This window comes from Mesorhizobium hunchu, from assembly GCF_040081975.1.
GTDB lineage: Bacteria > Pseudomonadota > Alphaproteobacteria > Rhizobiales > Rhizobiaceae > Mesorhizobium > Mesorhizobium hunchu.
Genome location: NZ_JBEBMG010000008.1, coordinates 173,819 through 184,818, shown reverse-complemented (window position 1 = coordinate 184,818; position 11,000 = coordinate 173,819). Strand labels below are relative to the sequence as shown.

Annotated in this window: 7 protein-coding genes and 1 pseudogene; 3 read left to right on the top strand and 5 right to left on the bottom strand. The window is 68.0% G+C overall.

Annotated features, from left to right (window positions below):
* Window positions 1-25: 25 nt before the first annotated feature.
* Window positions 26-958: an IS110 family RNA-guided transposase gene (locus tag ABMA46_RS15680; RefSeq protein ID WP_349000691.1), complete on the bottom strand. Its 933-nt coding sequence runs from the start codon at window positions 956-958 to the stop codon at window positions 26-28.
* Window positions 959-1,222: 264 nt separating this feature from the next.
* On the opposite strand from ABMA46_RS15680, the gene ABMA46_RS15675 reads away from it, so the two are divergent.
* On the top strand, window positions 1,223-2,137 hold the full coding sequence (locus ABMA46_RS15675) for a LysR family transcriptional regulator (protein ID WP_349000690.1): 915 nt from the start codon (window positions 1,223-1,225) through the stop codon (window positions 2,135-2,137).
* A 1-nt stretch (window position 2,138) separates the two neighbouring features.
* On the opposite strand, the gene pdeM is transcribed toward ABMA46_RS15675, so the two are convergent.
* The 3 genes and pseudogenes from pdeM to ABMA46_RS15660 all read right to left on the bottom strand — a co-directional run bounded on the left by pdeM (window position 2,139) and on the right by ABMA46_RS15660 (window position 6,855).
* Window positions 2,139-2,825 carry a ligase-associated DNA damage response endonuclease PdeM gene (gene pdeM / locus ABMA46_RS15670; RefSeq protein ID WP_349000709.1) on the bottom strand — a complete coding sequence of 229 codons (687 nt, stop codon included), beginning with the start codon at window positions 2,823-2,825 and terminating at the stop codon, window positions 2,139-2,141.
* A gap of 158 nt (window positions 2,826-2,983) precedes the next feature.
* Window positions 2,984-5,692 (bottom strand): annotated as a pseudogene (locus tag ABMA46_RS15665) (ligase-associated DNA damage response DEXH box helicase); the annotation flags it as partial.
* Window positions 5,693-5,943: 251 nt separating this feature from the next.
* Window positions 5,944-6,855, bottom strand: coding sequence for a class I SAM-dependent DNA methyltransferase (locus ABMA46_RS15660; protein ID WP_349000688.1), 912 nt, complete (start codon window positions 6,853-6,855; stop codon window positions 5,944-5,946).
* Window positions 6,856-6,987: 132 nt separating this feature from the next.
* On the opposite strand from ABMA46_RS15660, the gene ABMA46_RS15655 reads away from it, so the two are divergent.
* Both ABMA46_RS15655 and ABMA46_RS15650 read left to right on the top strand, forming a co-directional pair.
* Window positions 6,988-7,998: a ligase-associated DNA damage response exonuclease gene (locus ABMA46_RS15655; protein ID WP_349000686.1), complete on the top strand. Its 1,011-nt coding sequence runs from the start codon at window positions 6,988-6,990 to the stop codon at window positions 7,996-7,998.
* Window positions 7,998-9,764: a cisplatin damage response ATP-dependent DNA ligase gene (locus tag ABMA46_RS15650; protein WP_349000685.1), complete on the top strand. Its 1,767-nt coding sequence runs from the start codon at window positions 7,998-8,000 to the stop codon at window positions 9,762-9,764. The genes ABMA46_RS15655 and ABMA46_RS15650 overlap by 1 nt, the downstream gene beginning before the upstream one ends.
* Here ABMA46_RS15650 and ABMA46_RS15645 read toward each other — a convergent pair.
* On the bottom strand, window positions 9,742-10,881 hold the full coding sequence (locus ABMA46_RS15645; protein ID WP_349000683.1) for a hypothetical protein: 1,140 nt from the start codon (window positions 10,879-10,881) through the stop codon (window positions 9,742-9,744). The genes ABMA46_RS15650 and ABMA46_RS15645 overlap by 23 nt on opposite strands.
* Window positions 10,882-11,000 lie beyond the last annotated feature (119 nt).

Below are 11,000 nucleotides of genomic sequence, written 5' to 3'. Positions count from 1 at the left end.
TTGTGGGGAGCGACTGTCTTGGAAATCAAGTTGGTTGCCACGGCTTTTGGTCCCGGATGATGGCGTTGAGGATGGTGAGGAGCTTTCGGGCGACGGCGATGATGGCCACCATTTTCGGCTTTCCGGCCATGACCAGCCTGTCGCGGAAGGCTTTGAGGACGGGGTTGCGCCTGGCGGCGACGAGGGCGCCCATGAAGAGGGCGGCGCGCACGTGTGTGCGGCCGCCGCCGATGAAACTCTTGCCGCGCCAAGTGCCGGATTGCCTGGTGAAGGGGGCCAGCCCCGCCAGCGATGCGATCTCCTTGCCGCCGAGCCTGCCGAGCTCGGGCAGGTCGGCGATGAGGGTGCGTGCGATGCGCTTGCCGATGCCGGGCACAGAGACGAGCAGGTCTTCCTTGATGCGCCACAGCGGCGACTTGCGGATGAGGGCGTCGAGGCTCTCGTCGAGACTGTCCAGTTCGCGCCTGAGCGCTGCGATCAGCCGGGTGATGCTCTTCTTAAGCTCGCGCTCGGCGGCACGCTTGAGCCGTGCCTCCTCAGCCACCAGCATGGTCATGATCTGCCGCCGTCTGGCGACGAGATCGGCCAGCAGCCGGCCCTGCGCGTCCGGCAACGGCCGCGCCTCGACGCCGCTGGCGGCTGCGAAGCGGGCGATCACGGCCGCGTCGATCGGATCGGTCTTGGCGCGCTTGCCCAGCGCGTCGGCGAACGAACGCACCTGGGCCGGGTTGACGACGGCGACCGGCAGACCCGCCGCCGAAAGCGCCGCCGCCGCCAGCCGTTCGAAGCCGCCCGTCGCCTCCAGCGCGACCAGCTTCACCGCCATCTCGCAAAGCCGGCCGGCCAGTGCCTCGATACCCGCCGCATCATTGGCCACGAAGAAGGCCTTCCCATCCGGCGCCACATGCACGTCCAGACGGTCCTTCGAAACATCGATCCCCACGACGAAAGCGTCCATCCTGTCCCATCCTTGCCTAATCGGGCTTCGCTTGCGGCCCAGGCGACTGTTCGGGTTCGATGGAACGGCGCACGACGACCCCTGCTCCCCACCGGGCTCTGCCGCCCAAAGGGTCCGCGGCCTCTCGTGCGCCACCGCTTCCCCAATCTTAGCAGATGCGGCACACGACAAGTTACAAGGGGTCAGGGGTGGGGGTAATTTTACAGATCACTCCTTGCGGGGGAAAAACGGCGTCGCGTCTGGTAAAACCGCCGGTGCCATCTGATGCGCCGCTTCACCTGGGACGATCTGCAATTCTTCCTCGCGGTGGCGCGCAGCGGCCAGCTCGCCAGCGCCGCCCGGCAATTGCGCACCAACCACGCCACTGTCTCGCGGCGCATCGACCGGCTGGAACAGGCGCTGTCGGCAAAACTGTTCGAGCGCAATCCGCGCGGCTACATGCTGACCGCCGTCGGCGAACGGCTGGTGCAATCGGCCGAGCAGATCGAGCGCGAAGCCAACAGTTTCCGCAACGAGGCGTCGAGCGGCGCCTCGCCGGTCACCGGCGTGGTGCGGCTTTCCACGCTCGAGGGCTTCGGCAACTACTTCCTCGCCGACCGGCTGCCGCGCTTCGCCGAGGCGCACGCCAACCTGTCGATCGAAATGGTCACGATCCAGCAGATCGTCTCGCTGTCCAAGCGCGAGGCCGACATGTCGATCACGCTGACCTCGCCGCGCACGGATTTCTACCGCTACGAGAAGATCACCACCTACCGGCTGTTCGTCTACGGGCTGCGCTCCTATCTCGACAGCCACCCGCCGATCGAGAAACGCGAGGACCTGCTGACGCACCGCATGATCGGCTACATCGAGGACATGATCTTCACGCCCGGCCTCGACTATCATCGCGAGATCCTGCCCGGCCTGCGCGCCACCTATCAAAGCTCGTCGATCCACGCGCAGTTGCGCGCCACGCTGCATGGGGTGGGCCTTTGCGTGCTGCCGCATTTCATGGGCTCGCTGTATCCCGATCTCGTGCCGGTGCTGGCCCGCGACGTCTATCTCGACCGTGACTACTGGTGCGTCAGCCACCAGGACGTATCGGCGACGCCGCGCATCCGGGCGCTGGCCGAATTCGTCAGGCAGGAGGCGCGGGCCGCCGAGCGGCTTTTCCTCGGCGACGCGCTGGTCGCAAGATAGTTCACCCCGCCCGGAGCATCGAGCCCGGCATGGCGAAAACGCGATCGGCGCCAAGCATATAGGCGACAAGCGTCTCGGCACGAAACAGGCCGTGATAGGCGCGGTCGAGCACGTTGAGCGAGCCGGTATAGGCGCCGAAGGCCGGCATGACGATGCGGGAGCCGTCGCCAGCGAAGCAGCGCCGTTTCACCGAGCGGCCGCGCTGGACGATGCGGGCGCAAGGGTGCAGATGGCCGGCCACCTCGCCCTCCGCCGCGCCCCGCGACGGCTCGTGGCGGAAGCGCAGCGCGCCGACGGCCAGTTCCATCACCGTCTCCCCCGGCAGGTCGGCCGGCGCGTCCGGGTCGTGGTTGCCGGCGATCCAGAACCAGTCGCGGCCGGCCATCAGCGCTTCCAGCGTTGCGCGGAACGGCAGCGGCAGGCGCTCGGCGCCCCAGCCGTCATGGAAGGAATCGCCAAGGCTGACGACGATGCGCGGCTGGTAATGGGCAACCGCCTCGGCCAGCCGCGCCAGCGTCGCCGCCGTGTCGTAGGGCGGGATCAGCGCGCCGCGGCGGGCCAGGGCGGAGCCTTTCTCCAGATGCAGGTCCGAGACGCAGAGCAGCCGCAGATCCGGGAAATAGAGCACGCCGGAGCGGTCGCACAAGGCGCACTCGCCGGCGACGCCGGCGAGTCCGGTTGCGGCCATCGCCCTGGCGCGAAGGACGGCGGTCATCTCGGTCCGATGCTCCGGCGGCCGTAGTCGGCGGTGCCGACGCCGCGCCGTTCCCGCTTGGCGTCCCTCGAGGCCGTGCCATGCAGGACGACGGTCGGCCCGAGCCGCGCCGGCGCGTCGTCGTGCGCCTCGCCCATCGCTTCGCTGACCAGGTCTGCCGCTTCCATCAGAAGGCTCTCGTTGGCGCCGCCGTTCACCGTCTCGCGGCCGATTTCCAGCATCACCGGCACGGCGAGCGGCGAGATATGCTCCAGCGGCTTATGCACGATTCGGCCCTTGATGCGCGAGAGCATGTCGGCAAGCCTGCTGACATCGAGCAGGCCGGCCTGCGCGTCGGCGCGCGTCGCCTGGAGCAGGATGTGGTCCGGCTCGTGGCTGCGCAGCACGTCGTAAATCAGGTCGGCCGAGACCGTCACCTGCCGTCCGGTCTTTTCCTGGCCCGGAAACTTCTTCTCGATCAGGCCGGAGATGACCGCGCAGTTGCGGAACATGCGCTTCAGCATCCAGCTGTCGTTCAGCCATTCCTCGAGGTCGTCGCCCAGCATGTCCTCGTCGAACAATTGCCCGAGCGACGGTTTTCCCACTCCGAACAGCGCACCCATGTCGTCCAGCGCCCACACAGCCAGCGAATAGTCGGTGGCGACGAAGCCGAGCGGGCGGGCGCCCGCCCGTTCCAGCCGGCGTGTCAGAAGCATGCCGAGCGTCTGGTGCGCCAGCCGCCCCTCGAACGGATAGCAGACCATGAAATGGCGGTCGTTGCGCGGAAACGTCTCGACCAGAAGGTCGCCGCGCCTCGGCAACATCGATTTGTCCTTTTGCAGCCGCAGCCAGTCGGCCACCTGCTCGGGCAGCGCCTGCCAACGCTCGGGATCGGCCAGCATGGCGCGCACCTGGTCGGCGAGATAGGTGGAGAGCGGAAACTTTCCGCCCGCGTAGGACGGCACGATGATCTGCGCCGAGGAGCCGCCGCTTGAGACGATGCACTCGCTCTCGCGGATGCCCTCGAAGCGCAGCACCTTGCCGGCGAAGAGGAAATTGTCGCCGGGCCGCAGCGTCTCGGCGAAATATTCTTCGACCTTGCCCAGCACCCTGCCGCCATGGCCGGCCATGCGGCCCTGCCGCACATAGCGCACGTTCAGTTCCGGCATCTCGACGATGGTGCCGACGTTCAGCCGGTACTGCTGGGCGATGCGCGGATGGGTGACGCGCCACAGCCCCTCCTTCGTCTTCCTGATGCGGGCGTAGCGCTCGTAACTCTGCAAGGCGTAGCCGCCGGTGGCGACGAAATCGACGACGCGGTCGAAGTCCTTGCGCGCCAGCCCGGCATAGGGCGCCGCACTGGTCACCTCGGCATAGAGCTCGTCCGCACGGAAGGGCGCGGCGCAGGCGGTGCCCAACACATGCTGGGCGAGCACGTCGAGCGAACCGGCCAGCAGCGGCGGCGTGTCCTGCGCGCCGAGATAGTTGGCATCCAGCGCCGCACGGCACTCCAGCACCTCGAACCGATTGGCCGGAATCAGGATCGCCTTGGACGGCTCGTCCATGCGGTGGTTGGCGCGGCCGATGCGCTGCGCCAGCCGGCTCGCCCCCTTCGGCGCGCCGACATGGACGACGAGGTCGACGTCGCCCCAGTCGATGCCGAGGTCGAGCGTCGAGGTGGCGACGATGGCGCGCAGGGCATTGTCGGCCATCGCCTTCTCGACGCGGCGGCGCTGGCCGACGTCGAGCGAGCCGTGATGCAGCGCGATCGGCAGCGACTCCTCGTTCACGCGCCACAGTTCCTGGAACAGCAGTTCGGCCTGGCTGCGCGTGTTGACGAACAGCAGCGTCGTCTTGTGGCGGCGGATTTCCTCATAGATTTCGGGAACGGCGTAGCGTGCCGAATGCCCGGCCCAGGGCACGCGCTGTTCGGAGTCGAGAATGGAAATGTCGGGCTTCGCGCCGCCGGCCACTGTGACGAGGCCGGCCATTTTGTCATCTGCTCCAACAAGGCCTTCACCCGTGCCGGCATACCCCCACCCCTGTCCCCTCCCCACAAGGGGGAGGGAGACGCAGCCGCCGCCGCTTCGTCCAAAATCGCCATCGCCGGCTGACTGCGGCATCACAGCAGAGTCCCCCTCCCCCTTGTGGGGAGGGGCTAGGGGTGGGGGTGTGCAGCCGTTGGCTTCAGGGGATAGGATGTGCTGCCCCACCAGCCATCGCCGCAGTTCGTCCGGCTCCGCCACCGTCGCCGATAGCCCGATGGCGCGCAGGTCCGGCTTGAAGGTCCTGAGCCGCGCCAGCCCGAGCGCCAGCAGGTGCCCGCGCTTGGATGTCACCAGCGAATGCAGCTCGTCGAAGACGACGTAGCGCAGGTCCTCGAAGAAGCGCCGCGCATCGCTGCCGGCGATCAAAAGGGCAAGCTGCTCGGGTGTGGTGAGCAGGATGTCCGGCGGCACCAGTTTCTGGCGCTGGCGCTTGTGAGCGGGCGTGTCGCCGGTGCGGGTCTCGATCGAAATCGGCAGCCCGATCTCATCGACCGGCTTGCCGAGGTTGCGCTCGATGTCGACGGCGAGCGCCTTCAACGGCGAGATGTAGAGCGTGTGGATGCCGCGGTGCCGCTCGCCGGGCTTGCGCTTCGGCCGCTCCGCCAGTTCCGTCAGCGAGGGCAGGAAGCCGGCCAGCGTCTTGCCGGCACCGGTGGGCGCGATCAGCAGCGTCGATTGCCCGGCCTGGCTGCGCGCCAAGAGTTCAAGCTGATGCGCGCGCGGCGACCACCCCTTGCCCGCGAACCATTTGACGAAAGGTTCCGGCAAGCGGGCGACGGTCTCGGTTTCGGCGATGCACGGCTTTGCGGTCACGCCCCCAGAGGTAGCGCGCCGGGACAGGAACGCCAAGGAGAATCTGGAACAAAAGGGGATCGACGGTCGCGAGGACCCATTAGGAAATCACATACGCTGCTGCACCCCCACCCCTAACCCCTCCCCACAAGGGGGAGGGAGACGGTGACACCGCCGTTTCGCCCGGGATCGCCAGCGTTGGCGCGGCGTGACACCGTCGCAAAGTCCCCCTCCCCCTTGTGGGGAGGGGTGGGGGTGCCGGACAGCCGAAATCAAGGCGAACGCGCCGCCACCACGATCAATCCCGCGACCGGCTGCCGCCTGTCATGCCTGATGTTGTGCTCCTGCAAGGACAGGACCTCCAATCCCGCTCCGCCAAGCACGCGCCGCAAATAGCCTTCCGCATGGGCGTAGCGCCGCGACGGCTGGAGGGCGTATTCCTCGCCCTCGGCCAGCTTCTCGACCGAGAAGGCGAAGAGTCCGCCCGGCGCAAGCAGGCGCGAAACGGCGGCGGCGACGCCGGCAAGGTCTCCGACATAGAGGAAGACGTCGGCGGCGGTGACGAGGTCGGGCGCGTCGCCCGCATGGCGGAAATCCTGCAGGTCCACCTTTTCCAGCCGGTCGTAGAGGCGCTTGGCACGCGCTTTCCTCAGCATGGCGGCGGAAATGTCGATCCCTTCGAGCCGTTCGCTGACCGGCCTCAGCCTTTCGCCCATCAGGCCGGTGCCGCAGCCGAGGTCGAGCGCCAGGCGAAAGCGACGCGCTGCCTGGGCCTGGAGGGCGTCGAACAGAAGCCCCGGCACCCGGTAGCCGAGCTTGTCGACAAGGGACGCATCGAACTTGTCCGCGTACCGGTCGAACAGGGCTTCGACGAACGCGGAAGGCGGCGCCTCGGGTTCCGGGATCTGACCGATGAGCGCGAGCTTCAGGCCGGCGCCCGCCCTGTCCTGTGGGTCGAGCCCGCGGGCGGTTTCCCAGGCGTTGCCGGCCGCGCTGAAATCGCCGGCCGCCTCGTACATTTCTCCCAACCGGAACCAGCCCAGCGCCCATGCCGGCGCAAGCTCCAGTGCGCCCCGCAGCAGGTCCGCGGCAGGCGCATGGTCGCCCGAGGCAAACAGCATCTCCGCATAATCGGCACGACGATCGGCGAGCACGTCGCCGGACGAAGCCTGGAGCGGTTTCATTTTTCGAAGGTTCCGCCAGCGGAAATCGCCGGTGCGCGCTGCTATATCCGGCTGGCGAAAACTTGCAAGATGGAGTCAGCAGACTGAAACGCACGGCTTTTCCGGGCGCGACAAAAGCCTATCTTCAAGCCCATGCGTCCCAGCGAACTGCTTTGCCCCCGTCCCGAAGGCCTCTACTGCCCGCCTGGCGATTTCTTCATCGATCCGGTGCGGCCGGTGGCGCGCGCGCTCGTCACCCACGGCCACTCCGACCACGCGCGCGCCGGCCATCGCGCCGTGCTGGCCACCGGCCAGACGCTCGACATCATGGCCCTGCGCTACGGCGACGGCTTCGCCGGATCGACGCAGGCCGCCGGCTTCGGCGAGACGATCGATTTGAACGGCGTCGCCGTCACCTTTCACCCGGCCGGCCATGTGCTGGGCTCGGCGCAGATCGCGGTGGAGTACGGCGGGTTGCGGATCGTCGCCTCCGGCGACTACAAGCGCGCGCCGGACGCGACCTGCCAGCCGTTCGAGGTGGTGCGCTGCGACGTCTTCATCACCGAAGCGACGTTCGGCCTTCCCGTCTTCCGCCATCCGCCCGCGCGGGAGGAAGCGGACAAGCTGCTGAAATCCGTCGCGCAGTTTCCGGAGCGCACGCATCTGATCGGCGCCTACGCGCTCGGCAAGGCGCAACGCGTCATGCGGCTTCTGCGCGACGCCGGTTATGACAGGCCGCTCTACATCCACGGCGCGCTGGCGAAGCTGTCGGACTACTACCAAAGCGAGGGCATCGATCTCGGCGAATTGGAGCCGGCCACGGTCGAGACCGGCAAGAAGGGCGATTTCGCCGGCGCGATCGTCGTCGGCCCGCCCTCCGCCTTCCAGGACCGCTGGGCGCGGCGCTTTCCCGATCCGCTGTCGTGCTTCGCCTCGGGCTGGATGCGCATCCGACAGCGCGCCAAGCAGGGCGGCGTGGAGCTGCCGCTCATCATCTCCGACCATTCCGACTGGGACGAACTGACCGCCACCATCCGCGACACCGGCGCCGGCGAGGTATGGGTCACGCACGGACGCGAGGAGGCGCTGGTGCGCTGGTGCGAGCTGGAAGGCATCGCGGCGCGGCCGCTGCATCTCGTCGGCTACGAGGACGAGGGGGATTGATGGACCGCTTCGCCGATCTTCTCGACCGCCTGGTGCTGACGCCGTCGCGCAACGGCAAGCTCACCCTGCTCGTCGACTATTTCCGCGCGACCGAGGACCCCGACCGGGGCCTGGCGCTGGCCGCCATCACGGGTGACCTCAACATCGCTTCCGTCAAGCCGGCCATGCTCAGGCAACTGGTGATGGAGCGCATGGACCCGGTGCTGTTCGGCTATTCCTACGACTATGTCGGCGATCTCGCCGAGACGGTTTCGCTGGTGTGGCCGGAGCGGGATACCCCCACCGCTAACCCCTCCCCTCAAGGGGGAGGGGAACTTGGCGTTTCCGCCGACCCGTCGCCGAGAGCCTCAGATGAAGCAGTCGCTGCGGAATCCCCCTCCCCCTTGAGGGGAGGGGTCAGGGGTGGGGGTACATCATCGGGCACAGACACGGAGCATCACCTCACCCTCGCCGCCGTCGTCGGCGCGCTGCAGTCGGCCAGCCGCTCCGACGGACCGAAGGTGCTGGCCCGCCTGCTCGACAGCGCCGACAACGCTTCGGCGCGCTTCGCCATCATCAAGCTGGTCACCGGCGGGTTGCGCATCGGCGTGTCGGCGCGGCTCGCCAAGCAGGCGCTGGCGCAGTTCGGCCAGGTCGACGTGGCCGAGATCGAGGAGCTGTGGCACGGCCTGGCGCCGCCCTACGAGACGCTGTTCGCCTGGCTGGAGGGCAAGGCGCCGAAGCCGGAGAAGACGGCAAGCGGGCTGTTTCGTCCGGTCATGCTGGCGCATGCCATAGAGGAGCGCGATCTCGAAAAACTCGATCCGGCCGACTACGCCGCCGAGTGGAAATGGGACGGCATCCGCGTCCAGGTGGTGGCGGAGGGGGGCGTGGCGCGCCTCTATTCGCGCACCGGCGACGACATTGCCGGCGCTTTCCCCGACCTCGCCGGCGCGATCGATTTTTCAGGCGTGCTCGACGGCGAACTGCTCGTCGGCGCGCCTTCGGCCACCGGCACTTTTTCCGACCTGCAGCAGCGGCTGAACCGCAAGTCCGTATCGGCGAAAATCCGCGAGCGCTACCCCGCCTTCGTGCGCTGCTACGACATGCTGCAGGACGGCGAGGAGGACGTGCGCGCCCTCCCCTTCAGTGAACGGCGAAAGCGGCTGGAGGGCTTCATCGGCGAACTCGACCCCATCCGCTTCGACCTGTCGCCGCTGGTGGCTTTCCGCGACTGGCCCGAGCTGGAAACGGCCCGTGCCGGCCCGCCACATCCGATCATCGAAGGCGTGATGCTGAAGCGGTGGGATTCGGCCTATCTGGCCGGCCGGCCCCGGGGTCCCTGGTTCAAATGGAAGCGTGATCCGCACACGATCGACGCGGTGCTGATGTACGCCCAGCGCGGGCACGGCAAGCGCTCGTCCTTCTATTCCGACTATACGTTCGGCGTCTGGTCCGGTCCCGAAGGCGGCGAGGAACTGGTGCCGGTGGGAAAGGCCTATTTCGGCTTCACCGACGAGGAACTCAGGCAGATCGACAAATATGTGCGCGACAACACGGTCGAGCGGTTCGGGCCGGTGCGCTCCGTGCGCGCCGACAGGCGCAGCGGGCTGGTGCTGGAAGTGGCGTTCGAGGGGCTGAACCGCTCGACCCGCCACAAATCGGGCGTCGCCATGCGCTTTCCGCGCATCTCGCGCCTGCGCTGGGACAAGCCGGCGGCCGAGGCCGACCGCATCGAGACGCTGCAAGCCCTGCTCGACGAGATCAATCGCCTGCCGTCACCCTGATCTCGTAGATGTCGACCGACTTGCCCTGCTTGTCGAAATCGGAATTGATGGCGATGGAGCCGGCAGCGCCGGGGCTCTTGTCGGGGAAGTCGACCTCGAACAGATATTCGTTCCTGACGTGGCCGACCGCATAGCGCTTGCGCCCGCAATCGCCGAGCGCGCCGAAATCGCAGTCCACCGACATCTGCGTGTCCTTGCCCTCCTCGGCGCGGGCGACGATGTCGAACACGGCGTGCTTGCCGGCGAGTTGATCGAGAATGCCCTGCCCCACATCGAAGCTCACGGCCGCCCCGGACGCGCCGGAGCGCATGCGCAGGAAGGCGCCGGTGTCGTCCTTCATCGCCTCGACCTTCGCGTCGGAGGGCGCGCGCGCCAGCGTCGGGTCCGACGGAGAGAAAACGATGATCCAGTCGCGACCGTCGTCCGCCTGGCCGGGCTTCAGCGGCTCGGTGGAGCCGGCGGGCGGGACGGCGGCGGCCTCCTGCGCGCTCGAAGGCGGCTGGCCGGGCGACCGTCCGGTCTTGATGATTCCCATTTGCACCAGCCACCACAGACCGGCGCCGAGAGCCGCCAGCACGACGAGACCGACCAGGGCGCCTGCCAGCGGGAACCGCCTGCGGCGCGCCCTGCGCTCATCGCGATCCGGCGCGACCTCCGCCGCGCCGGGCGGCGAAGACGTCCCCTCCCGGTCTGCGCGGCGGTCGAGCGTCGGTTCGGGCGTCACCGGCGCGGCGGCGGATGGATTGCCGGAAGCCGGGCCGTCGAGCGACGGCTCGACGCGTTGACCCGAGGACGAAACCGGCGGCGCGACCGCGGGGCCGCTCTGCGCCGCGCCCAGCGACGCCGGCGAATCGACCGAGGGAGCCGCCGTTCCGGTCGGCTCCCCTTCCGCGCCGGGAACCGCGACGGCCGGCAGGAATTCGGATTCGATCTCGGCGATCTTGGCCTGCATGGCCTTGCGCCGCTTGATGGCGTTTTCCACCGTGACGTTGGGATTGGCCTGCAAGGCGCGGTCGAGCGCGGCGAATGCCGATCGGTAGACCTTTTCGCGGAACGCCCGATCGTCGGCGTTGCCCTTCTCGAAGGCGTTGCGGATCGCTTTTTCTATTGGGTCCAAGCGGTTGTCCTTTGCGCGACGCTGCGTCAGCAATGATCGTTAGCCGCAGCCGGCCGATCAATCAACGTTTCTTCGTCCCTCGCCCACCACCGCGATCAGGCCCGCATAGCAAGACGGAG